Annotated in this window: 24 protein-coding genes; 15 read left to right on the forward strand and 9 right to left on the reverse strand. The window is 74.6% G+C overall.

The genetic code is table 11. The features are described from left to right. The first annotated feature begins 2 nt into the window (after window positions 1-2). Window positions 3-932, forward strand: coding sequence for a PPK2 family polyphosphate kinase (locus tag ACFVZH_RS29240; protein WP_384901882.1), 930 nt, complete (start codon window positions 3-5; stop codon window positions 930-932). A gap of 113 nt (window positions 933-1,045) precedes the next feature. Beyond that, window positions 1,046-1,915, forward strand: coding sequence for a polysaccharide deacetylase family protein (locus ACFVZH_RS29245; protein WP_384902002.1), 870 nt, complete (start codon window positions 1,046-1,048; stop codon window positions 1,913-1,915). Between the two features lie 6 nt (window positions 1,916-1,921). Here the strand turns inward: ACFVZH_RS29245 and ACFVZH_RS29250 are convergent, their stop codons facing one another. From ACFVZH_RS29250 to ACFVZH_RS29265, 4 genes are all read right to left on the reverse strand, one after another. Next, on the reverse strand, window positions 1,922-2,128 hold the full coding sequence (locus tag ACFVZH_RS29250) for a hypothetical protein (RefSeq protein WP_384901884.1): 207 nt from the start codon (window positions 2,126-2,128) through the stop codon (window positions 1,922-1,924). 29 nt (window positions 2,129-2,157) lie between these two features. Then, window positions 2,158-2,808: an ABC transporter gene (locus tag ACFVZH_RS29255; RefSeq protein WP_384901886.1), complete on the reverse strand. Its 651-nt coding sequence runs from the start codon at window positions 2,806-2,808 to the stop codon at window positions 2,158-2,160. After that, the gene (locus tag ACFVZH_RS29260) at window positions 2,805-3,656 is read right to left on the reverse strand and encodes an ATP-binding cassette domain-containing protein (protein WP_384902004.1); all 852 of its coding nucleotides are present in this window, start codon (window positions 3,654-3,656) and stop codon (window positions 2,805-2,807) included. The genes ACFVZH_RS29255 and ACFVZH_RS29260 overlap by 4 nt, the downstream gene beginning before the upstream one ends. 115 nt (window positions 3,657-3,771) lie before the next feature. Beyond that, window positions 3,772-4,449 (reverse strand): AIM24 family protein, encoded by a 678-nt coding sequence (locus ACFVZH_RS29265; protein WP_384901887.1) that lies wholly within the window; start codon window positions 4,447-4,449, stop codon window positions 3,772-3,774. Window positions 4,450-4,520: 71 nt separating this feature from the next. Here ACFVZH_RS29265 and ACFVZH_RS29270 point away from each other — a divergent pair, with 71 nt between their 5' ends. Next, window positions 4,521-5,228, forward strand: coding sequence for a peptidyl-tRNA hydrolase (locus tag ACFVZH_RS29270; RefSeq protein WP_384901891.1), 708 nt, complete (start codon window positions 4,521-4,523; stop codon window positions 5,226-5,228). A gap of 124 nt (window positions 5,229-5,352) precedes the next feature. Here ACFVZH_RS29270 and ACFVZH_RS29275 read toward each other — a convergent pair whose 3' ends face one another. Further along, the gene (locus tag ACFVZH_RS29275; protein WP_384901893.1) at window positions 5,353-6,570 is read right to left on the reverse strand and encodes a sensor histidine kinase; all 1,218 of its coding nucleotides are present in this window, start codon (window positions 6,568-6,570) and stop codon (window positions 5,353-5,355) included. After that, the gene (locus ACFVZH_RS29280) at window positions 6,567-7,223 is read right to left on the reverse strand and encodes a response regulator transcription factor (RefSeq protein ID WP_384901896.1); all 657 of its coding nucleotides are present in this window, start codon (window positions 7,221-7,223) and stop codon (window positions 6,567-6,569) included. Before ACFVZH_RS29280 ends, ACFVZH_RS29275 begins: the two co-directional genes overlap by 4 nt. A gap of 166 nt (window positions 7,224-7,389) precedes the next feature. On the opposite strand from ACFVZH_RS29280, the gene ACFVZH_RS29285 reads away from it, so the two are divergent. The 7 genes from ACFVZH_RS29285 to ACFVZH_RS29315 all read left to right on the forward strand — a co-directional run bounded on the left by ACFVZH_RS29285 (window position 7,390) and on the right by ACFVZH_RS29315 (window position 14,478). Continuing rightward, complete coding sequence (locus ACFVZH_RS29285; RefSeq protein ID WP_384901898.1) at window positions 7,390-7,917, forward strand: hypothetical protein; 528 nt, start codon at window positions 7,390-7,392, stop codon at window positions 7,915-7,917. A gap of 2 nt (window positions 7,918-7,919) precedes the next feature. Continuing rightward, window positions 7,920-9,068, forward strand: a complete 1,149-nt coding sequence (locus ACFVZH_RS29290) for a peptidoglycan-binding protein (RefSeq protein ID WP_384901900.1) — start codon at window positions 7,920-7,922, stop codon at window positions 9,066-9,068. Continuing rightward, a complete protein-coding gene (locus ACFVZH_RS29295) occupies window positions 9,065-9,793 on the forward strand; it encodes an ABC transporter ATP-binding protein (RefSeq protein WP_384901902.1) in 729 nt (242 codons plus the stop codon). Before ACFVZH_RS29290 ends, ACFVZH_RS29295 begins: the two co-directional genes overlap by 4 nt. After that, the gene (locus ACFVZH_RS29300) at window positions 9,790-10,983 is read left to right on the forward strand and encodes an ABC transporter permease (protein ID WP_384901904.1); all 1,194 of its coding nucleotides are present in this window, start codon (window positions 9,790-9,792) and stop codon (window positions 10,981-10,983) included. Before ACFVZH_RS29295 ends, ACFVZH_RS29300 begins: the two co-directional genes overlap by 4 nt. 142 nt (window positions 10,984-11,125) lie before the next feature. Further along, a complete protein-coding gene (locus tag ACFVZH_RS29305) occupies window positions 11,126-12,607 on the forward strand; it encodes a DUF692 family multinuclear iron-containing protein (RefSeq protein ID WP_384901906.1) in 1,482 nt (493 codons plus the stop codon). A gap of 2 nt (window positions 12,608-12,609) precedes the next feature. Beyond that, the gene (locus tag ACFVZH_RS29310) at window positions 12,610-13,650 is read left to right on the forward strand and encodes a TIGR04222 domain-containing membrane protein (RefSeq protein WP_384901908.1); all 1,041 of its coding nucleotides are present in this window, start codon (window positions 12,610-12,612) and stop codon (window positions 13,648-13,650) included. 69 nt (window positions 13,651-13,719) lie between these two features. Continuing rightward, the gene (locus ACFVZH_RS29315) at window positions 13,720-14,478 is read left to right on the forward strand and encodes a TIGR04222 domain-containing membrane protein (protein ID WP_384901910.1); all 759 of its coding nucleotides are present in this window, start codon (window positions 13,720-13,722) and stop codon (window positions 14,476-14,478) included. Window positions 14,479-14,670: 192 nt separating this feature from the next. On the opposite strand, the gene hemQ is transcribed toward ACFVZH_RS29315, so the two are convergent. Next, window positions 14,671-15,384, reverse strand: coding sequence for a hydrogen peroxide-dependent heme synthase (gene hemQ / locus ACFVZH_RS29320; RefSeq protein WP_033207967.1), 714 nt, complete (start codon window positions 15,382-15,384; stop codon window positions 14,671-14,673). A 17-nt stretch (window positions 15,385-15,401) separates the two neighbouring features. Further along, window positions 15,402-16,865 carry a protoporphyrinogen oxidase gene (hemG, locus tag ACFVZH_RS29325; RefSeq protein ID WP_384901913.1) on the reverse strand — a complete coding sequence of 488 codons (1,464 nt, stop codon included), beginning with the start codon at window positions 16,863-16,865 and terminating at the stop codon, window positions 15,402-15,404. 202 nt (window positions 16,866-17,067) lie between these two features. Here hemG and ACFVZH_RS29330 point away from each other — a divergent pair, with 202 nt between their 5' ends. The 3 genes from ACFVZH_RS29330 (at window position 17,068) to ACFVZH_RS29340 (ending at window position 19,993) form a co-directional block, all read left to right on the forward strand. Further along, a complete protein-coding gene (locus tag ACFVZH_RS29330; RefSeq protein ID WP_384901915.1) occupies window positions 17,068-18,108 on the forward strand; it encodes a DUF4349 domain-containing protein in 1,041 nt (346 codons plus the stop codon). 10 nt (window positions 18,109-18,118) lie between these two features. Then, entirely contained in the window at window positions 18,119-19,492 is a 1,374-nt protein-coding gene (locus tag ACFVZH_RS29335) for an FAD-dependent oxidoreductase (RefSeq protein WP_384901917.1), read from the forward strand. Window positions 19,493-19,558: 66 nt separating this feature from the next. Next, entirely contained in the window at window positions 19,559-19,993 is a 435-nt protein-coding gene (locus ACFVZH_RS29340) for a hypothetical protein (RefSeq protein WP_384901919.1), read from the forward strand. Window positions 19,994-20,017: 24 nt separating this feature from the next. Here the strand turns inward: ACFVZH_RS29340 and hemE are convergent, their stop codons facing one another. Further along, window positions 20,018-21,094 carry a uroporphyrinogen decarboxylase gene (gene hemE, locus ACFVZH_RS29345; RefSeq protein WP_384901921.1) on the reverse strand — a complete coding sequence of 359 codons (1,077 nt, stop codon included), beginning with the start codon at window positions 21,092-21,094 and terminating at the stop codon, window positions 20,018-20,020. Between the two features lie 91 nt (window positions 21,095-21,185). Between hemE and ACFVZH_RS29350 the strand changes: the two genes are divergently transcribed. Both ACFVZH_RS29350 and ACFVZH_RS29355 read left to right on the forward strand, forming a co-directional pair. Then, window positions 21,186-21,878 carry a DUF3000 domain-containing protein gene (locus ACFVZH_RS29350; RefSeq protein WP_384901923.1) on the forward strand — a complete coding sequence of 231 codons (693 nt, stop codon included), beginning with the start codon at window positions 21,186-21,188 and terminating at the stop codon, window positions 21,876-21,878. Window positions 21,879-22,161: 283 nt separating this feature from the next. Next, complete coding sequence (locus ACFVZH_RS29355; RefSeq protein WP_384901925.1) at window positions 22,162-22,827, forward strand: LuxR C-terminal-related transcriptional regulator; 666 nt, start codon at window positions 22,162-22,164, stop codon at window positions 22,825-22,827. Window positions 22,828-22,891 lie beyond the last annotated feature (64 nt).

A 22,891-nucleotide genomic window follows, 5' to 3' on the forward strand; every position in this document is an offset into this window, starting at 1 on the left:
AGGTGCCGAAGAGGGACAGCGGGCGGAAGAAGGACGGCGGACGGGAGAAGGACGGCGGCAAAAAGGGGCGCAAGCCCCGCGGCGCGCAGCGGGAACCGGCCCTGCGGGAGGTGCTCCGGGTCCCCGAGGGCGAGCGGGTCTCCCTCGCCTCGTACGACCCCTCGGCCACGCCGGCCGGCCCGGCCGACAAGGCCGCCGGCGTCGCCGCCACCGCCGCCCTCGCCCCGCGCCTCGCCGCGCTCCAGGACCGCCTCTACGCGGCGAGCACCGCCGGCGACCGGCGGCGCGTCCTCCTGGTCCTCCAGGGCATGGACACCAGCGGCAAGGGCGGCACCGTCAAGCACGTGATCGGCCTCTTCAACCCGTCCGGCTGCCGCATCCGCGCCTTCAAGGCACCCACCCCGGAGGAACGCGGCCACCCCTTCCTCTGGCGCGTCATGAAGGCCCTCCCCCAGCCCGGCGAGATCGGGATCTTCGACCGCTCGCAGTACGAGGACGTCCTCATCGCCCGCGTCCGCGAGCTGGTCCCGCGCCCCGAGCTCGGGCGGCGGTACGGCCAGATCAACCGTTTCGAGCAGTCGCTCGTCGACGACGGCGTCACCGTCGTCAAGGTCTTCCTCCACGTCTCGTACGAGGAGCAGCGCGCCCGCATCCTCGAACGCCTGGACAACCCCGAGAAGCACTGGAAGTTCGACTCCGGCGACATCGACGAGCGCGCCCTGTGGCCCGCGTACCAGGAGGCGTACGAGATCGCCCTGGAACGCTGCACCACGGCCGAGGCGCCCTGGTACGTCGTCCCCGCCGACCGCAAGTGGTACCGCAACTGGGCGATCAGCCGGCTGCTGCTCGAACACCTGGAGGCGCTGGACCCGACGTACCCGCCGGGTGACTTCGACGTGGCGGCGTGCCGGGCGCGACTGCTGCGGACGTGAGCGGCGGCGCGGCGCGGCCACTTCGGTCATGACCGACCTCTGCCGCTGTCGAGTCGCACGCCACCGCGACTTTGATCGGTTAACTTCCGATCGTGAACACTTCTGTACGAAAGATGGCGACGCTCGGTCTCCTGGGCGCCGTCCTCGTCGGTTGCGGCGGGGGCGGCACCGAGACGCCCGCACCCAAGGCCACGGCAGGCGGCGGGGCCGCCGCCTCCCGGAGCCCGTCGCCCAAGGCGAGCGCGGCCGCCGCCGGCCCCAAGCCCGCACGCGTTCCGGCCGCCCCGCCGACCATGGCGCCGGGGCCCGGCGGGCTCACCCCCGTGTACAAGCACCGCGCCAAGGGGACCGAGAAGGTCGTCGCGCTCACGTTCGACGCGGACATGACGGCCGATCAGGGACCGCGGGCGGCACAGGGCGAGCGCTTCGACAACCCGGAACTGATCGCGACCCTACGGCGGCTCAAGGTGGACGCCACCGTGTTCATGACCGGCCGCTGGGCGGAGGAGTACCCGGATCAGGCCAGGTCGATCGGAGGCGATCCGCGGTTCGAGATCGCGAACCACTCGTACAGCCACTACGCCTTCGCGTCGCCCTGCTACGGACTGCCCACCGTCCCCGGGCCCGACATGGCGGCCGACGTGCAGCGGGCGTTCGACGCCTTCCGCGACGCCGGAGCCGTCAACGTCGTCCCGTACTTCCGCTTCCCCGGCGGGTGCTACGACGACGCCGCCCTGCGCTCCCTCGGCCCCGCCGGGGTGACGGCCGTCCAGTGGGACGTGGTGAGCGGCGACGCCTTCGCCGAGGACGCGGACGCCGTCGCCGAACAGGTCCTCGACGGGGTCCGGCCCGGCTCGCTCGTCGTCATGCACTGCACCCGCAGCGCCGCCCCCGCCACCGAGCGGGCGATCCGCCGGATCGTCCCCGAGCTCCGCGCCCGCGGCTACCGCTTCGTGAAGGTCTCCGAGCTCATGAGCCGCTGACGGCGGTCAGCCGGAGCAGGCCGTGCGCTGGGCCTCCTGCCACTCGCAGACCGGGCAGAGGGTGATGCCCTTGACCGACTCCGGGTACTCGGTCGGCTCCCGGCACAGCACACAGGCGGCGAACGGCCCCTCGGCCGCGGGCTCGGGCCGCGGGCCCGCCTCGGGAGTGCCGCAGTACGACGTGGACGGCGTGGACGGCGTGGACTCGGTCATGCCTTCGAGCGTACTCACCCGGCCCGTCCTCATTCCAGGCGTGCCGTCGCCCGGCAGGCCAGGGCCGCCGTCGCCGCCGCGAGGAGCAGGGCGCCCGCGCAGGCCGCCCAGGGCGGGGCGGCCGTCGTCGTGCGGGCCCCGGTGACCAGGGCCGTCATGGCGTGCTTCGCCGGCGAGCCGGTGGTCACCAGGGCGAGCAGGGAGCCGAGGACGAGAGCCGTGAGGGACCAGCCGGGGGCCGCCAGGAACGGGCGCGAGGACAGCGCGCCGACGGCGGCGCCCGTCAGGGCGCAGGCGAGCGCCGCGAGGAGCCCGGTGGTCGCCGCGGCGAGCGCGGTGACACCGCGCCGGTCGCCCGCCGCCGTCACCACGAGGACGGCGACGGCGGCGACCGACACCGGCCAGACGGCCCCGGTGAGCAGCGCCGCGAGATGCGCGCGGCCCCGGCCGGCGGCCGCCGCGACCACGTTCCGGGCGGCGGGCGGCTCCTGCGTGACGCAGATCCGCACCGACCAGGCCGCCACCGGGAGCACCGCGGCGGCCGTGAAGCCGAGCGCGCCGAGCACGGGCTCGCCCGCGCGCACCCCGACGCCGATGACGGCCACGTACAGGAGGAGCGGCGCCAGCCAGCGCTGCGAGCGCAGCAGCAGGCCCGACTGGTAGCGCAGGAGCGCCGTCATACCCGTACGCCTTCGGTGTCGAGGTGGTGGATGTGCCAGGCCGCCCCGAGGAGCGCCCCGAGCAGGGCGTCGGAGTGCGCCGCGTCCACGGTGAGCACGCTGGTGGCGGCACCGTCGGGCCCGGTTCCCGGTGCGGTGACCGGGTCGCCCGGCAGCCGCGCCGGGAGCGGGCGGCCGCCGGACGCGGTGATCCGCACGAGGGAGCCGCGCGCGGGGAGCCGCCCGGGACCCGCCCGTCCCTCCGTCACCTGCCGCACCCGGCCCGCCTCCACCGCGAACACCGCGTCCGCCTCCCCCGCGAGCCGTCTCGGGTCGTGGTCGACGAAGACGACCGTCGCACCCGCCGCGAGGCGTTCGCGGACGGCGGCGTCCAGCTCGGCGCGGGCGCCGGTGTCCAGACCGGTCCACGCCTCGTCGAGGACGAGGAGGGCGGGGTCGGCGAGGAGGGCCTGGGCGACGGCGACCTTCTGGCTGGTGCCCTTGGAGAGTTCGGCGAGGGGCGTACGGGCGTGGCCGGCGGCGCCGAAGCGCTCCAGCCACTCCCCCGCTCCGGCCCTCGCGGCCGTGCGTCCGAGGCCCTGGATCCGGCCGAGGTGGACGAGGTAGTCGGCGGCCGTGAACGGCAGGGCGGCCGGGAAGCGTTCGGGGACGTACGCGGTACGGGCCGGGCGGCCGGTGACACGGCCCTCGGTGGGCGCGTCGATGCCGGCGAGGAGCCGGAGCAGGGTCGACTTGCCGGTTCCGTTGGCGCCGACGATCCGTACGAGGGCGGCGGCGGGCAGCGCGAGGCCGACCTCGCGCAGGACCCACGGTCCGCGCGGGCCGTGCCGTCGCCCGACCCGCTCCAGCCTCGTCCCCGCCTCGGCCCGGTCCGCCCGGTCCCGACGGGTCTCGGTTCGGCCCGCGTCGGCCCGGTCCCTCTCGGCCCGGCTCACTTCGCCTCCGCCCCGGCCCGCTCCGGCCTCAGTTGGACGAGTTCTTCTGCGGGGTGAGCTCGCTGGGCCGGACGACGACGAAGCCCTGGCCCTCCAACTTGAGCTGCACCGCCTCGCCCGAGCCGCCGCGGATCATCGAGCCGAGGGACTGCGAGCGGTGCAGCGAGGTGTGCAGCTGCTCGCTCCAGCCGACGACCGCGTCGGTGTCGACGTGGACGGGCGCCTGCGGGGTCACGGGGATGACGATCGGGTTGCCCTCGCACATCAGGGCGATCTTGCCGTAGCCGGAGAAGACCGAGTTGAAGAGGCCGCCGCCGGTCATGCCGGCGCCCTTCACGGTCTTGATGTCGTAGTGGAGGGTCGAGTCGAAGCAGAGCACGTTGCGGCCGTTGACGGTGAACGCCTCGCCCTGCTCGATCTCGACGATGAAGCAGTTCTGCGCCTCGTGCGCGAACCACGCCTCGCCCTGGCCGCGCACGGCCATCAGCGCCAGGCCCTCACCGGTGACGGCCCGCTTGAGGAGGCCGCCGATGCCCTGCCCCTTGCGCTCGAACTGGAGATCGCCGCGGAAGGCGATCATGGAGCCCTGTCGGGCGTGCATCTCGCCGTTGACGGTGTACTTGACCGACTTGGCGTTCTGGAGGGTCATCCCCGGGAAGCTCGCGGTCTCGGCGAGGTGCTCGCCGGCGAAAAGATCACTCTTCATGAGGGGCATCCTGGCCCGGAAGCGATGATTCCCACAAGAATCACTCCTCGACGCGATGGCAGACTTGCCGGGTGAGCAGCAACGAGACCGATCTCCGCGACGATAAGCCCCAGTTCGTCCTCCCCCTGGTCGTCCGCATCGAGCGCGACGCACCGCCGTCCCGTACCGACGCCCTGGAGACCTCAGCGCGGGCCGTCCTGGAGATCCTCACCGACGACCGCTCCCTCGGCGACGGCGAGTGGGCGCAGGCGATGACCGACTGGCAGGACGCCCGGATCCGCAAGGTCGTGCGCCGGGCGCGCGGTGCCGAGTGGCGGCGCGCGGGCGCGCTCCCGGGGATCACGGTCGACGGTACGGAGGCGGAGGTACGGGTCTTCCCGCCGGTCCCGCTCGACGGCTGGCCCAAGGAGCTCGCCAAGCTCCAGGTCTCGGGCACCGACCTGGACGACCCGGCCGCGCCGGGGCCCGTGCCGGACGGCGCCGTGGTGCTCTGGCTCAACCCCGGGCTCGACATGTCGGCGGGCAAGACGATGGCGCAGACCGGGCACGGCGCGCAGCTGCTCTGGTGGGCGATGGCGGACGCCGACCGCACGGCGTGGCAGGAGGCCGGCTTCCCGCTCGCCGTACGCACCGCGACGCCCGAGCGCTGGGCCGCTCTCGCGGCGAGCGGCCTCCCGGTGGTCCGGGACGCGGGCTTCACCGAGATCGCCCCCGGCAAGACCGTCGCCGCCGAGGGCAGCGACCGCTTCGCCCCCCACCTGCGCCTGCCGCTGCCGTAGGAGTACCGGCGCGCGCTTCAGCCGGACCGGACGCGTCAGCCGGACGGGGCACGTCGGCTGGGCCGGGCGCGTCGCCGGGCCGGGCGCGTGAGCCGGACCGAGCGCTTCGACCGGACCGGACTCGTCAGCCGGACCGGGCGCCCTGATCGGGGTCGGCGGCGGGCAGTTCGACCCGGACGGTGAGGCCGCCGTCCGGCCGGGGGACGGCGGTGAGTTCGCCGTGGTGGGTCAGGGTGATCGCCCGGACCACCGCGAGACCGAGACCGGACCCGTCGCCGCGGTGCTCCCGGCCGCGCTGGAACGGTTCGAAGAGGACGGGGATCTCGTCCGGTTCCAGGACCGGGCCGGTGTTGCCGACCTCGATGAAGGCGAGTCCGCCGGCCGAGCCGGTGGTCACCGTCGCCTGGCCGCCGCGGTGGTTGTGCCGCACGGCGTTGGCCAGCAGGTTCAGCGCGATCTGCCGGAGCAGCGCGGAGTCGCCCGCGACCGGGGCCGGAACCGGGTCGAGGGTGATCCGGACGCCCGCCGCCCGGGCCTCGCCCGCCAAATCCGCCCAGGCTTCCCCGGCGACGTCGCCGAGGTCGACCGGATGCGGCGTCAGTTGTCCGCTCTCGCCGCGTGCCAGGGTCAGCAGCGCCGCGATCAGGCGTTCGCTGCGGGCGTTGGCGTCCAGCGCCCGCTGGACGGCGGGTCTCAGGTCCGCCGGGACGCGGCCCTGGGCGAGGGGGATCTCCAGGGCGGTGCGCTGGATCGTGAGCGGGGTCCGCAGCTCGTGCGAGACGTGCGAGGTGAAGCGGCGCTGGGCGGTGAAGCTGCGGTCCAGGCGGTCGAGCATCACGTCGAAGGCGTCGCCGAGCTCGCGGACCTCGTCGCGCGGGCCGGTCAGGCCGAGCCTCTCGTCCAGCGTGCTGCCGGTGCTGATCCGCCGGGCCGCCGTGGTGACCCGGTCGAGCCGGTGCAGGGAGCGGCTGCCGCCCCACCAGGCGAGCAGCCCGGCGAGCGCGGTGAAGACCGCGAGCAGCAGCAGCGAGCGCAGCAGCAGGTCGGCGAGGACGCTGTGCTGGAAGTCCTCGAAGCCCTGCGCGGGCGTCGTGACCGCGGCGGGCATCGAGGACTCCGGTGGGGTGGCGACGGGACCCGTATCCGTCAGGACGGGAGGCGTCAGGGGCATGGGGACGATGCGGTAGCGGTTCTCCTCCAGGAGCTGGCGGGCGCTCAGCCAGTTCAGCAGGAGCAGTCCGCAGCCCAGGACCGCGAAGACCGCCGTGGTCATCAGGGTCAGCCGGCCGCGCAGCGGCAGCCCGTACGGCAGGAACCGGCGACCGGTCCGGCCCCCGCTCACAGCCGGTACCCGTAGCCCGGGTCGTGGGTGAGCAGGGGTGGCTCGCCGAGCTTGCGGCGCAGCGCGTGCACCGTGACCCGGACGGCGGTGGTGGCCGGGTCGAGGGCCGCGTCCCAGAGGCTGTCCCGCAGCTCCTCGGTGGAGACCGGGGCGCCGTCGGCGGTCAGCAGCAGTTCCAGCACCCCGAGCTCCCTGGGCGTCAGCTTCAGCGGCCGGCCGTCGCGTTCGGCGACCCTGCGCACGGTGTCGAGGCTGACGCCGTGCCTGCTCAGCACGGTGGCGCCGCGGCCGGCCGGGGAGCGCCGGCCGAGCGCCCGCAGCCGGGCGATCAGTTCCAGGTACGAGAAGGGCTTGGCCAGGTAGTCGTCGGCGCCCTGGCCGAGGCCGTCGACCAGGTCGGCGAGGGAGCCGGCGGCGGTGAGCATCAGGATCCTGGCCGGGTGGCCGGCCGCGTTCAGGGCCCGGCAGACGGCGTCGCCGCTCAACCGGGGCAGATTCCGGTCGAGGAGCAGGACGTCGTACTCGGCGGCGGCCGTCATCTCGAGCGCGCGGGCCCCGTCGTGGGCGATGTCGCAGACCATGCCCTCGGCGCGCAGGCCCTCGGCGAGCATCGCGGCCAGTTCCGCCTCGTCCTCGACGATCAGCACTCGCATTCTCTTCCACTCCACTCGCCGTGCTCCGCGCTCCGCGCCGACCTGCCCGGGCAACGATGCCCGGGAGGGCGTTAGCCGGTGGTTAGGCACGCACTCACCGGTGCGTAACCCACCGCTCCGTAGAACTGCCGGAGTCGATGTCGGCATCCAGCAGGGAGAGCACGAAATGCGTACCCACACCGTAAGGGCCGTCCTCGCGGCGACCGCCGTGGCCGCGGCGCTGACGACGGTCGGCTGCTCGTCGGGCAGCGAGGCGCCCAGCGTGGCCGGCGGCGACGGCACGGGCCGGACGAAGCCGCAGGACGACGACGCGGTCCGGCGGGCCTGGGTGGACTGCATGCACCGGAAGGGCCAGACCAGCGTCGAGCAGGACAAGGACGGCAACATATCGTTCCCGGCCACGGGTGTCGGCACCGCCGGTTCGGCCGACGCCTATGACACGGCGAGCAAGGCATGCGACGCCGAGGTCCCCGGCATCCACCAGGTCCTGGCCAAGGACGACGAGAAGTTCGTCGCGCAGGCGCGCGCCTTCGTCGCCTGCGCGCGGAAGAACGGCTACGCGGCCGTCCCCGACCCCGAGCCCAAGACCGGCATCCTCGTCTTCTCGGCGAAGTCGTTCGACGCGGCGGCGTGGGATGCCGTCCAGCCGGCCTGCGGCAAGCTCCCCATGCCGGGCTACCGGATCGGGGAGTGACCATGAGCCGCACGGTCGAGACCCCCGCACCGGCCCCCGCCGGCGCCGCTCCCGCCCTCCCGCCCGTCCCCGCCCGCAGGAGGCGCCGCGGGACCGCCGTCGCGCTGGTCCTGGTCGCCGCGCTCGGCGGCTCCGGCGTCCTCGCCGTCGCACGCCCCTGGGAGCGGACGGACGACGCCTCCGGGCGGACGCCCGTCGAGCACGGCACCGTCGCGGTGCGGAAGGGTTCGCTGTCCACCGGCATCCAGGTCGGCGGCGCGCTCGGCTACGACGCCCCCACGCCGGTCGTCGCCCCCGGCCGCGGAACCGTCACCGCCCTGCCCGCCGTCGGCGCCGTCGTCAGGGCCGGGCAGAGGCTCTACGAGGTCGACGGGCGGCCCGTGGTGCTGTTCACCGGGGACCGGCCGATGTGGCGCGACCTCGGCCCCGGGGTCACCGACGGGCCCGACGTCGAACAGCTGAAGCGGAACCTGATCGCGCTCGGCCACGCCGACGGCCTCGGGCTGGCCGTCGACCGGAAGTTCACCCGGGGCACCGCCACCGCCGTCAAGCGGTGGCAGAAGGCCCTCGGCGAGCGGCAGACGGGGACGGTCGCCCTCGGCGACGTCGTCATGCTGCCCCGGGCGGCCGTCCGGGTGCAGCAGCTCGGCGCACAGCTCGGCTCGGCCCTCGGGGGCGCCTCGCTCATGACCGTGACCGGCACCGACCTGGTCGCCGTCGTCCGGCCCGCCGACAACCAGCTCTCCCCGTTCCGGCCCGCCGGCCGGGTGACGGTGAAGCTGGCCGACGGCAGCAGCGTCGGCGGAAGCGTCCGCTCCCTGATCCGCGGCGGTTCCGGCGGCGGGGAGGGCGGCTCGGACGACTCCGGCGGCGACAAGACCACCGTCACCATCGTGCTCGACCACCAGCGGCCGGCCGTCGGGGCGGGACCGTCCTCCGTGACCGTCACCGTCGTCGGCAGGACCGTCAGCGACGCGCTCCTCGTCCCCGTCACCGCGCTGCTCGCCCTGGACGGCGGCGGCTACGGCGTCCAGGTCGTCGACGGCGCCGCCACCCGGCTCGTCCGGGTGCGGCTGGGCCTGGTCGCCGACGCCAACGCGCAGATCTCCGGCGACGTCCGGGCCGGCTCCCAGGTGGTGGTCCCGAAGTGACACCCCCTCAGCCGCCCGGCCGGGCGCCCGTGCTGGAACTCTCCGGCATCACCAAGGAGTACCCGGGCTCGCCGCCGCTGCGCATCCTGCACGGCATCGACCTCACCGTCGACGCCGGGGAACTCGTCGCCGTCGTCGGCCCCTCCGGCTCCGGCAAGTCCACCCTCCTCGCGCTGCTCGGCTCCCTCGACCGGCCCACCACCGGCACCCTGCGCTTCGAGGGGCGGGACCTGTCCGCGTTCTCCGACCCGGAACTGGCCGCCCTGCGCGCCCACCGGATCGGCTTCGTCTTCCAGCAGTTCTTCCTCCTGTCCGGGCTCACCACGGTCGAGAACGTCGCCACCGGCCTCCTCTACAGCGGCGTCCCCGCCGCGCGCCGGCGGGCCCAAGCCGCCGAGGCACTGCGCGAGGTGGGCCTCGGCCACCGGCTCGACCACCACCCCGACCAGCTCTCCGGCGGCGAGAAGCAGCGGGTCGCCATCGCCCGCGCCCTCGTCGGCCGCCCCGCGCTGCTGCTCGCGGACGAACCCACCGGGGCGCTGGACAGCGTCTCCGGAGCCGCCGTCGTCGAGCTGCTGCGCACCCTGAACGCCGGCGGCACCACGGTCGTCGTCATCACCCACGACCGGGAGCTGGCCGGGTCCTTCCCCCGGCGGATCGCCCTCCACGACGGCCGCGTCGACTCCGACGAACGCGGCCCGCACCTCGCGGGAGCCGTCCGATGACGCCGGCCCCGCGCCGCACCCGACTGCGGCCCCTGGACATGCTGCGCCTCGGGATGATCGGCCCGCGCACCCGCACGACGCGCTCCGCGCTGTCGGCGCTCGGCATCTCGCTGGGCATCGCCGCGGTCATCGCCGTGACCGGGATATCCGCCTCCAGCCAGGCACACCTGCTGGAGCGCCTGGACCGGCTCGGCTCCAACCTGATCACCGTCGCCCCCGGCAACGGCGCCGACCAGAAGCCGGTACCGCTGCCGCCCACGGCGGAGAAGATGCTCGCCAACATCGCCCCGGTCCAGCAGGTCACCGCGACCGGTGCCACCACGGCGCAGGTCTACCGCAACGACCTGATCCCGCCGCAGCAGACCGGCAGCCTCACCGTGCTCGCCGCACGCCTCAACCTCCTCGACGTCCTGCACGCCACCCTGCGCAGCGGGCGGTGGCTGACCCGGGCGAGCGAGCACCTGCCGGTGACCGTGCTCGGCGACCAGGCGGCGGCGCGGCTCGGCGTCACCGCACCGGGCGAGCGGGTGTGGCTGGGCGGCCGGTGGTTCGTCGTCTCCGGCATCCTGGAGCCGAACGAACTCGCGCCCGAGCTGGGCACCGCCGCCCTGGTCGGCTGGCCCCAGGCCACCGCCCGCCTGGGCGCGGACGGCACCGCGGCCATGGTCTATCTCAGGGCCCATCCCGAACGCGTCCCCGACGTGCAGGCCGTGGCCGGTGCCAGCGCCGACCCGGCCAACCCGAGCACGGTCGCCGTGAGCCGCCCGTCCGACCTGTACACGGCACGGGCGGAGACCCGGAACTCGTTCACCGGGCTCGTCCTCTCCCTCGCCGCGGTCGCCCTGCTCGTGGGGGGCGTCGGCATCGCCAACACCATGGTCGTGGGAGTGATGGAGCGCCGCGGCGAGGTCGGACTGCGCCGCGCGCTGGGCGCCCGGGGCGGCCAGATCGCCGTCCAGTTCCTCATCGAGGCCGTGCTGATGGGCCTGATCGGCGGGATCGGCGGGCTGGCCGTGGGCGGCGTCGCGGTCTACGGATACGCCCTCGCGCAGGGCTGGCCGGCCTCCGTCCCGCTCTACACGGTCGTCGCCGGACCGCTGGTGTCCGTCCTGGTCGCGGCCGTCGCCGGAATCTACCCGGCGCTGCGGGCGGCAGCGGTCTCCCCGACGGACGCCCTGCGCTCGGCCTGAGCCCGGATCCCGGCCGTCCGCGGCCCGGATCTCCCCCGGGAGGGCGCGAACCTCAAATGAAGCTCTGAACGTCCCCCTCCTTGGATTCGAACGTCCGCGCCTGGGCCATCAGGTGAGGGACTGAGGACCGAAGGAGGGGGACATGACGGAACTCGGCATCGGCATCGGCTGGCGTCCCGAGATCGCGGAGGCGGTGGAGGCGCTGCCCGGCGTCGACTGGGTGGAGGTCGTCGCGGAGAACATCTGCGCCGGCCATCTGCCCGACTCCCTGATCCGGCTGCGCGAGCGCGGCGTGACGGTCGTGCCGCACGGCGTCTCGCTCGGGCTCGGGGGCGCCGACCGCCCCGACCCGGCGCGGCTCGCCGCGCTCGGGGAGAAGGCGCTGGCGCTGGGGGCGCCGCTGGTCACGGAGCACATCGCGTTCGTACGGGCCGGGGGGCCGCTGACCGCGACCCCGCTGCTCGAAGCGGGCCACCTGCTGCCCGTGCCCCGGACCCGGGACGCGCTCGACGTGCTCTGCGAGAACGTGCGCATCGCGCAGGAGGCGCTGCCGGTGCCGCTCGCGCTGGAGAACATCGCCGCCCTGATCTCGTGGCCGGGCGAGGAGATGACGGAGGGGCGGTTCCTGGCGGAGCTGGTGGAGCGTACGGGGGTACGGCTCCTCGTCGACGTCGCCAACCTGCACACCAACCACGTCAACCGCGGCGAGGACCCGGCGAAGGCCCTGTCCGAGCTGCCGGTCGACGCGATCGCGTACGTCCACGTGGCGGGCGGTGTCGAGCGGGACGGCGTCTGGCACGACACGCACGCCCACCCGGTCCCGCCGGCGGTCCTCGGCGTGCTCGCGGACCTCGCGTCGCGGGTGGCGCCCCCGGGGGTGCTGCTGGAGCGGGACGACGACTTCCCCGCCGCGCGGGAGCTGGCGGGCGAACTGGAGTCGATCCGGGGGACGGTGACCAAGGCTCGTACGGGCGCGGGCGGCGGCGGGTCGCCGCGCGCGAAGGCCGTCCCCGCGGCCCGGCTCTCCCCGGTGCGGTCGGTGACGGCCGCTCAGCCGCTGCTCATCGGCGCCGGCGCGCGCGTCTCGGGCGGCCCGATGCCCGGCGCTCCCCTCGTGGCCGACCCCACGACCTCGACCGGCCCCGCGAGCACGACCACGACCGACCTCACGAGCGACCCCACGCCCACGACCGCGCCCGCGCCCGCGCCGAGTGACGGCGCCCGGCAGCGGGTCGGGGTCGCCCAGGCTTCCCTGCTGTCGGCGCTCGTGGCGGGGACGCCGGTGCCGGAGGGTTTCGACAGCCGGCGGATCGGGGTGCAGAGCCGGGCCCTGGCGGCGAAGCGGGCGGGGGTGGTGGCGAAGGTGGCACCGGAACTGCCGGAGATCCTGGGCGGCGGCTTCCGGCCGGCGTTCCTGGCGTACGCCAGGTCCCGCCCGATGACCGGCGGCTACCGCCGGGACGCACTGGACTTCGCCGAACACCTGCTGCTCGCGGACCGCCCGGAGGACCCGGAGGCCCGGCGCAGGCTCACGGAGTGGTGGCAGGACCGTTCCGGCAGCCGGCCGCCCGGCCGCGCGACCCGGCTGGTCCGGGCCGCCCGTCACGCACTCGTCAGGAGATGACCATGGGCGCGCTCATCCTCGTGTTCCACGTCGCCGGTGTCACCGGCATCGTGCTGCTCGTCACCCGGGTCGTCCGGTCGCGCCGCGGCTCCGGCGGTCCCGTCCACGACCGGTACGAGGCCGCCTTCCTGACCGGCGGCCCGGCCCGGGTCGTCGACACGGCGCTCGCCGGGCTCCAGGCCGACGGCCGGATCGCGATCGGCGGCCCCGGGATCGTGGCCGTCGTCCGGCCCACCGCGCACGACCCGGTGGAGCGCGCCGTGCTCCACGAGCACGCCGCCGCCCCGCACGGGGCGCTGCACCATCTGCGGCTCGCGGTGATGCGGCACCCGGCGGTCCAGGAGATCGGCGACGGGCTCGCCGGGCGCGGGCTGCTGGTGGACCCGGCGAGCCGGCGGTCGATCCTCCGGTGGTGCGGCGTGCTGGGCTTCGGGGCCTTCCTGCTCTTCCCCGTCACCGGAGTCCTCACGATCGTGGACTTCGCCACGAGCACCGAGGCGTCGGTGCCGCTCTTCGTGAAGACGCTGCCGCTGCTCTTCGCCTGCGGGGTCACGGCCATCTCGTGCGCGGCGGTCTCGGCGAAGCGGATCACCCCGGCCGGTCTGCGGGCCCTCTCGGCGTACGGACAGGGGCACTCGCACGTCGCGGACGCCGGGCACCTGGTGGCGCTGCTCGGGCTGCGGGCGGTGCCGGACCCGGTGCTGCGGGAACAGCTCCTGGCCGCCGCGCGGGTCAACGGTCCGCCGCGCCGGCGCGGGCGGCGTCCGTCGCCGGCCTCCTACTCCTCCGTGGACGCGGTGGCCCTCGGGGTGGCGGCGGAGTGGTGCGCGGAGAACAGCGGCTGCGGCGCCGGGACGGACTCGGGCTCGGGCTCGGGCTCGGGCTCCGGAGGCGGATCCTGCTCGTCCGGTTCGTGCTCGTCGGGTTCCTGCTCGGGCGGCGGTTCCGGCTGCGGCAGCTCGGGCGGGAGTTCCTGCTCCAGCTCCAGCGGGAGTTCGTGTTCGAGTTCGAGCGGGAGTTCCTGTTCGAGCTCCAGCAGCTGACCACCCGTCCGCACGGCGGGCACACCCATTCGAGTGGCGGGCCCGCCCCTCCTCCCGTAGAACTCGGACATGATCTGGGTTCCCCTCTTCCTGGTGGCCTGCGTCGTGGCGGGCCTCGGCTGCGCGCGGGTCTGCCGTGCCACGCTCGCCGCGGCCCGGCCCCGCCCGGGTGACACCCGCGCCGACGCGGACCCGGACCTCAGCCTGCGCGAGGCGGCGTACCTCGCCGGGGGTCCGCTCCGGGTCACCGACCTGACGCTGGTGTCGATGCACCGGGGGCGGCGGCTGCTGCTGGCCCACACCGGCTGGGCGACGGTGGTGGACGCGGGCGGCGCCGACCGGGACGAGCTGGAGCGCGCCGTGGTCGGGGCCATCGGGCCCGGCGGCCAGTGCCCGGTGCCCGCCGTACGGCCGGTGGTCGCCGCCGACGACTCGGTGCGGTGCATCGAGGAGCGGCTCGTCGACCGGGGGCTCGCCGTACCGGCGTCGGGCCGCCGGGAGATCGCGGACGGACTGCGGACGGTGAAGGCGGGCTTCCTGCTCGGCCTGCTGCTCGGGACGGTCGCCGCGCTGCTCGTCCCGGCCGCCGAGCGCGCCCCGGTGATCGCCGCGTTCGCGCTGCCGCTGCTCGGGTCGGGGCTCTGTCTGCTGATCGGGGCGGTCGAACGCTACCCGTACACGCGCTGGGCCTCACCGGCCGGACAGCGGCTGCTCTCCGGGCTCTCCGCGACCGATCCGCTCACCGCTCTCGCGACGCGCGGGCCGGCGGTCCTGGAGCCGGAACTCCGTGCGGCCCTCCGGGGGCAGGACACCCGGCAGCGGCCGTAGGGGGAACGAGGGGGCGTGGGAAGGAGGCCCCCGAAAGGACGCCGGTGCGGCGCGCGCACGCGCGCCGCACCCGGAGCCGGACCCGGTGTCGCTGGAGCGGCAGGCCGATGAAGCCGCCTGCCCTCTGATCTTCCGGGTCGAGGGGTGGCGCGCCCGGCCGGGAGCCGGGCCGCCACCAGGTTCGTACGGCCGTCAGGCCAGGCCCGCCACCAGGTCGGCGACGCTCTTGCGGCGGCCGGTGTAGAACGGGACCTCTTCGCGGACGTGCATCCGGGCCTCGGAGGCGCGCAGGTGGCGCATGAGGTCGACGATGCGGTGCAGCTCGTCGGCCTCGAAGGCGAGGATCCACTCGTAGTCGCCGAGCGAGAAGGAGGCGACCGTGTTGGCCCGGACGTCGGGGTAGCCGCGGGCCATCTTGCCGTGGTCGGCGAGCATGCGGCGACGGTCCTCGTCGGGCAGCAGGTACCAGTCGTAGGAGCGCACGAAGGGGTACACCGAGACGTAGTCGCGGGGGGTCTCGTCGGCCAGGAAGGCCGGGATGTGCGACTTGTTGAACTCGGCGGGGCGGTGCAGCGCCATGTTCGACCAGACCGGCTCCAGAGCGCGGCCCAGCTTGGTGCGGCGGAAGAGGCTGTACGCCTCCTGGAGCTCGTCGCTCGTCTCGGCGTGCCACCAGATCATGACGTCGGCGTCGGCGCGCAGACCGGACAGGTCGTACGTGCCGCGGATCGTGATGTCCTTGGCGGCGAGCTGGTCGAACAGCTCCTGGACCTCGTCGGCGTAGCCGGCGCGGTCCTCGGGCAGAACGTCGCGCAGCTTGAACACGGACCACAGGGTGTAGCGGATGACCTCGTTGAGGTCCTTCGCCTTCTTACCGGCGTTCGGGATCTTTTCGGGCGCACTCATACGCCTATTCTCGCCCGTCACGAGGAGTGCCCTGCACCGGGGTCGGTCCTTTTCGACGTGGCGTCGATCTCCTCCGCGATCTCGTCGGCCGCGCGGTGGGCCGAGGCCACGCAGGCGGGGATGCCGACGCCGTCGTACGCGGCTCCCGCGACACGCAGTCCGGGCAGGGCGGCGAGCGCCCGGCGGACGCGGGCGACGCGGGCGAGATGGCCGACCGGGTACTGGGGCAGACCGCCGGTCCAGCGGGTGACCGTGGTGGCGACGGGCCGGGCCGTGAGCCCGGTGGCGGCGGCGAGGTCCTTCAGGGAGGCGGCGATGAGGTCGGCGTCGTCGCGGTGCACCTGCTGCTCCTCGCCGTGCCGGCCGACGGAGGTGCGCAGCACGAACAGGTCGGGGGCGGAGTCGGCGACCCAGTTCCACTTCCGGCTGGAGAAGGTGGACGCCTTGATGGTGTGGCCGTCGACGGGCGGCACGAGGAACCCGGAGCCGGTCAGGGCGGGCATGTCGGAGCGGCGGAAGGCGAGGGTGACCAGGGCCATCGAGGCGTAGTCGATCTCGTCGAGCTCGGCGGCGGCGTCCGGGGCATGGCCGCCGAGGAGCGCGGCCGCGATGCCGGCCGGGGTGGCGAGCAGGACGGCGTCGGCCTCGAACGCCCGGTCCCGGGTCAGGACCCGCCAGCCGGTGGCGCCGGTGCGCAGCAGCGCGGTCACGGGCACGCCGGTGAGGATCTCGCCGCCGGCGGCTCGGATCGCGGCGGCGACCGCGCCGGGGAGGGTGCCGATGCCGCCGTCGATCCCGACGAAGGCGGCGCCGCCGAGGCCGGTGGCGGCGCCCGCCGCGTCGGCGGGGACGGCCGCACCGGCCTGCTGGACGGCGCGGACGGCGGCGGTCAGCGTGGGGTGGACCCGGACGGCCTCGAAGAGGGCGGGTACGGCGGCCTTCATCGAGATGCGGTGGGCGTCGCCGGCGTACACCCCGCCGAGGAGGGGTTCGACAAGCCGGTCGACGACCTCGTGGCCCATGCGTTCGGCGACGTACGCGCCGATGGCGATGTCCTCGTCGATCTCGGCCGGGGGCAGCTCCAGGTCGCGGCCGATCCGCCGCAGGCCCTCCGGGGACAGCAGGCCCTCGACGGCGCGGGCGTCGCCGGGGACGCCCATCACGTGCCCCTTGGGCATCGGGATCAGTTCGCCCCGGGACCAGACGGACGCGGTGGTGGTGCCGGGGGCCTGGAGCCGGTCGCCGAGGCCGACGGCGCGGGCGAGGGCGACCGCCTCGGGGCGGCGGGCGAGCAGCGACTCGGCGCCGAGGTCCACGGGCGCCCCGGCGATCTCCCCGGCGAGGAGCTTGCCGCCGATCCGGTCGTCCGCTTCGAGCAGGGTCACCCGGTGGCCGGCGAGGGCCAGCCGGTGGGCGGCCGCGAGTCCGGCGATTCCGCCTCCCGCGACGACGACATGGGATCCCGTGGTGTCCGCGTTCATGGGACCACTCTCTCAAATCGCCCGGATCCTCCCGACCGCCGCCCGCCCCTCGGACGGGGAGGGCCGCAGGGGCGGGACGGCGGCCCGCAGCGCCCGTTCCGAGTCCGGACCGTGACCGCATCGCTACCGGCGGACGGCAACCCGTACGGCCCGCCCGTACGTCCAACCGCCGACACTCACCCACCACCCTCGGGGGGACCCCATGCGGAGCGTACGAACGACGGCGAGAAAGCGGACGACGGCACGGGCGGGGGCGGTGGCGGCGGCGCTGCTCACGGCCTCGCTCGTGCTGACCGGCTGCGGTGCCGGGGCGGGCTCGGACGCGGCTTCGGACCAGAAGGCGGACATGGGCGCGGCACGGCCCGCCGACGGGACGGCGGCGGAGGCGGGCAAGGGGGCCGTCGACGGCTCCTCGGGCGCCGAGAAGCCCGCGGCGGACGCACCCGCCCCGCAGCACGTCATCCGTACCGCCTCGCTCTCCGTGGAGGTCGCGGACGTGACGAAGGCGCTGGCCGCGGCCCGCCGGGCGACGGCGGGCGCCGACGGGCGGATCGAGAACGAGACCACCGAGCGGGTCGACGACGACTACGTCACCTCGCGCATCGTGCTGCGCGTGCCGCAGGAGAAGTACGAGTCCGTCCTCACCGAGCTGGCGGGCACGGGCAAGCTGCTGGCCCGCAAGGCCGATGCCAAGGACGTCACCGAGCAGGTGGTGGACGTGGAGAGCCGGATCGCCACCCAGCGGGCGAGCGTGGCGCGGGTCCGGGCGCTGATGCAGCGGGCGGAGCGGCTGGCCGATGTCGTGACCCTGGAGGGCGAGCTGAGCCGCCGCCAGGCGGACCTGGAGTCGCTCCTCGCCCAGCAGGCGTCGCTGAAGGACCGGACGTCGCTCGCGACGATCACCCTCGAACTCACCGAGAGGGCGAAGCCCGCGGCCGAGCCCGAGGAGGAGGGACGCCCGGGCTTCGGGGACGCCCTCGGCGGCGGCTGGGACGCGCTGGTCGGCGCGGTGACCTGGATCGGGATCGTGCTGGCCGCCCTCGCCCCCTGGCTCGCGGTGGCCCTGATCGGCTTCGTCGTGTGGAGCCGGCTGGTCCGCCCGCGCCGCGCCGCCCGGGCCGCCGGCCGCGCCGCGGACCGGCCGGCGACGGCCCCGGTGCCCGTCCCCGGGCAGCCCGGGGCCGGGCGGAACGCCGCGGGGGTGGCCCCGGCACCCGAGCCGCCGGAGCCGTCCGAGAAGTAGCTTCTTCCGTATGAGCGAACGACTGGTGGTCATCGGTGGCGACGCGGCGGGCATGTCCGCCGCGTCGCAGGCGCGCAGGCTGCGGCCCGCCGGGGAGTTGGAGATCGTCGCGTTCGAGCGCGGTCACTTCTCCTCCTACTCGGCCTGTGGCATCCCGTACTGGGTCGGCGGCGACGTCGCCGGGCCGGAGGATCTGATCGCGCGTTCCCCCGAGGAGCACCGGGCCCGGGACATCGACCTGCGCATGCGGACCGAGGTGACGGCGATCGACGTGCCGGGGCAGCGGGTCCTCGGCCGCGACCTGGAGACGGGTGCGGAGTCCTGGACGGGCTTCGACAAGCTGGTGATCGCGACCGGGGCCCGTCCGCTGCGGCCCCCGCTGCCGGGGATCGACGCGCCCGGGGTGCACGGGGTGCAGAACCTGGACGACGGCCGGGACCTGCTCGACTCGCTGGAGCGGACGCCGGGGCGGCGCGCGGTCGTGGTCGGCGCGGGCTACATCGGGGTGGAGATGGCCGAGGCGCTCCTCGCCCGGGGGTACGACGTGACGGTCCTGACCCGGGGCGAGCAGCCGATGGCGACGCTCGACCCCGACATGGGCCGCCTGGTGCACCGGGCGATGGACGGGCTCGGGATCAGGACGGTCGCCTCGGCCGAGGTGACGAAGATCCTCACCGGCGACGACGGCCGGGTGCGGGCGGTGGCGACGGACGCGGCCGAGTACCCGGCGGACGTGGTGGTCCTGGGCATGGGCGTGGAGCCGGAGACCTCGCTGGCGCGGGCGGCGGGGCTGCCGCTCGGGACGTCCGGCGGGCTGCTCACCGATCTGGCGATGCGGGTGCGCGGTCACCGGAACATCTGGGCGGGCGGTGACTGCGTGGAGGTCCTGGACCTCGTCTCGGGCCGGGAGCGGTACGTGCCGCTGGGGACCCACGCGAACAAGCACGGCCAGGTCATCGGGGCGAACGCCGGTGGCGACTACGCGACCTTCCCGGGCGTGGTGGGGACGGCGGTGTCGAAGGTGTGCGACCTGGAGATCGCCCGGACCGGTCTGCGGGAGAAGGACGCCCGGGAGGTGGGGCTGCGGTACGTCACGGTGACGGTCGAGTCGACGAGCCGCGCGGGCTACTACCCGGGCGCCGCGCCGATGACCGTGAAGATGCTGGCGGAGCGGCGTACGGGACGCCTCCTCGGCGTGCAGATCGTGGGCCGGGAGGGCGCGGCGAAGCGGGTCGACATCGCGGCGGTGGCGCTGACGGCGGGCATGACGGTGGAGGCGATGACCGCCCTGGACCTGGGGTACGCGCCGCCGTTCTCGCCGGTCTGGGACCCGGTCCTGATCGCGGCCCGCAAGGCGGTGGCGGCCGTTCGGGCGGCGGGATGACCCGAGCGGCGGCGTGACCCGTGGTGACGATTTGCAACCTTCTCGTCACCATGGGTTACTGATCGCATGATCAGACACACGATGCGTGCGCTCTGCGCCGCCACTCTCGTCATAGCCCCGGTCGCCCTGACGGCGACGCCCGCCTACGCGGTGACCTCGTGCAGGGTCAACGGTGTCGCCGTCAGCGCCCAGAACGTCGTCGGCACACCGGGCGCCGACTACATCACCTGCGGCTCGGTCCCCAACGGCGACACGGTGAACGGCCAGGGCGGCGCCGACTACATCGTCATCAACGGCGCCGTCGGCGGCACCGTCGGAGGCTCCGCCGGCGGCGACTTCATCCAGGTCTACGGCTCCGTCACGTCGACCGGCGCCGTCCGCGGGGACGACGGCAACGACTACGTCCGCGTCGGCCCGAACGGGAACGTCGTCGACGGCGGCCCCGGCGTCGACTTCTGCCGGGTGGCCTCCGGAAACCCGCCCGTCAACTGCGAGTCCTGAGCCCCGCCCGCGCGCGGGCGGCCGTCAGACGGCCGTCCGCGTGTGCACGTAGTCGACGAGACGGCTCAGGGCGTCCGGGTCCATCGCCGGCATGACGCCGTGGCCCAGGTTGAAGACGTGCCCCTCCAGGCCCTTCGCGGCGGCGAGAACCTCGTCGGTCTTGGCCTCCACCACGTCGCGCGAGGCGAAGAGCACGGCCGGGTCCAGGTTGCCCTGGAGCGCCTTGCCGGGGCCGACGCGGCGGGCGGCCTCGTCGAGCGGGACGCGCCAGTCGACGCCGACGACGTCCGCGCCGGCCTCGCCCATGAGGCCGAGGAGCTCGCCCGTGCCGACGCCGAAGTGGATGCGCGGGACGCCGTATCCGGCGACCGCGTCGAAGACCTTGACGGAGGCCGGCATCACCGAGCGGCGGTAGTCCGCCGGGGCGAGGGCGCCGACCCAGGAGTCGAAGAGCTGGACGGCGGAGGCGCCGGCCTCGATCTGGACCTTGAGGAAGGTCGAGGTGATCTCGGCGAGGCGGTCGAGCAGGTCGGCCCAGAGCTGAGGGTCGCCGTACATCATCGCCTTGGTGCGCTCGTGGCTGCGCGACGGGCCGCCCTCGACGAGGTAGCTCGCGAGGGTGAACGGCGCGCCGGCGAAGCCGATGAGCGGGGTGTCGCCCAGCTCGCCGGTGAGCATCCCGATGGCCTCGGTGACGTAGTGGACGTCCTCGGGGGTGAGGTCGCGCAGCCGGGCCAGGTCGGCGCGGGTGCGGATCGGGTCGGCGACGACCGGGCCGACGCCGGGCTTGATGTCGAGGTCGATCCCGATGGCCTTGAGGGGGACGACGATGTCGCTGAAGTAGATGGCGGCGTCGACCTTGTGGCGGCGCACCGGCTGGAGCGTGATCTCGGTGACCAGCTCGGGCCGCATGCACGACTCGAGCATGGGGATGCCCTCGCGGACCTTCAGGTACTCGGGGAGGGAGCGCCCGGCCTGCCGCATGAACCAGACGGGGGTGTGCGGCACGGGCTCGCGCCGGCATGCCTTGAGGAACGCGGAGTCGTGCGTCCGCGACTGCTGCTTCGTCTGCTGGCCCTGCGGGCGGTCAATGGCACTCACGCCCAGAATCTTCGCATGTGGCGGGAAGCCGCTCGTCCGGGCCGGGTGTCCCTCCCTGCGCGAAGGCCCCGTTCCGCCTACTGTTCCCCGCATGGCTGCGGCTCAGGGACATTTTTCCGATCATTCCGACGGCAATCGAGGGACGGACGAAACGGCGGACAGTACGGAGACGAACCCGGTGCCACCCGCGTTCCGGCGGGCGGTGGAGGCGTTGCGCTCGGCGCGGCTGCGGTCCGAGATCGAGATCGACCCGACCAGGCCGCCGCAGCGCCTGGCGCCGCACGCGTACGCGGTGGAGGCGGCCGTCGTGGACGGCGAGGAGGACCTGGCGGACGGGCGGCTCGTGCTGCTGCACGATCCGGACGGCCACGAGGCATGGAAGGGAACGTTCCGGCTGGTGACGCTGGTCAGGGCGGAGCTGGAGCCGGAGATGGCGGCGGACCCGCTGCTCCCGGAGGTGTGCTGGTCCTGGCTGACCGGGGCGCTGGAGGCGCGGGGTCTGGAGTACGGGGAGGCGAGCGGGACCGTGACCATGGCGGGCTCGCACTACTTCGGCGGTCTCGCGGACCGCAGGCCGGCGACGCAGATCGAGATCAGGGCGTCCTGGACGCCGCGCGAGGGGCTCGCCGGAGTGCCGGACACGGCGGCGCACCTGGCGGCCTGGTGCGATCTGCTCTGCCAGATCGCGGGGCTGCCGCCGGCGCCGGCGGATCCGGGAGCGGGGACGGTGACCGGCGCGGGGGTCGTCTCACTGCCCCAGCGGCGGGGACCCCAGCAGCCCTGAGGGCCGGCCCGGGGCGGCCGCAGCAGGCATCGAACCGGCCCTGCTGCGGCGACTCCGGAGGGCGTCCCGGCGCTGCCTCGTGGGGCGACCGGACGGGAGCCACTCGTAGGATGATCGATCACTCGTCCGAATTGCCCTAATTGTTACTCACCAAATCGTGATCTTTCCCTAAAGGCGGGCGGCCGTCCTGCCGAAGGAGTCAGTGACCCCTTCACAGCACGGGTTCCCCCCGGCTTCTTCCCCGAGCCGGCTCCGTCCCGCATCCTTCCCCCCAGGAGGCCTGGTGTCCGTTCTCCTCGAGCAGCCCGCAAGCCTGGTCGCCTACCGCCCGAACAAGCCGACGGCCATGGTCGTCGTGGCCGACCCGCGCGTCCGCTCCACCGTGACCCGCCACCTGTGGGCCCTTGGAGTACGTGACGTGATCGAGGCATCGTCCATCGCGGAGGCGCGTCCCCGCGTCGGCAACCCACGCGACATCTGCGTTGCCGACGTCCATCTGCCCGACGGCAGCGGCCTGACGCTGCTGTCCGAGACCCGTGCCGCGGGCTGGCCCAACGGCCTCGCCCTCTCGGCCGCCGACGACATCGGTGCCGTACGCAACGCCCTGGCGGGCGGTGTGAAGGGCTACGTCGTCACCGGCACCCGGACCAACATCGGTCACCCGACCCGGCCCGGCACCACCCCCATCGGCGCCTCGGCCGCCCGCCTCGGCCACCGCCGCCCCCCGGGTGCCCCGAGCCACCCGGGCGGCTACCGCGAGCTCTCCGGCCGCGAGGTCGAGGTGCTCCGACTGGTCGCGGAAGGCCAGTCGAACAAGGCGATCGGCGTCTCCATGGGCCTCTCCGCCCTCACCGTGAAGAGCCACCTCGCCCGCATCGCCCGCAAGCTGGGCACCGGCGACCGCGCCGGCATGGTCGCGGTGGCCCTGCGGACGGGGATCATCCACTGACGATGGTCGACGAGAAGCCGGCGCCTGTCGACGGAACGTTCCGTCGACAGGCGCCGGCTTCTCG

This window comes from Streptomyces sp. NPDC059534 (assembly GCF_042743475.1).
Classification (GTDB): domain Bacteria; phylum Actinomycetota; class Actinomycetes; order Streptomycetales; family Streptomycetaceae; genus Streptomyces.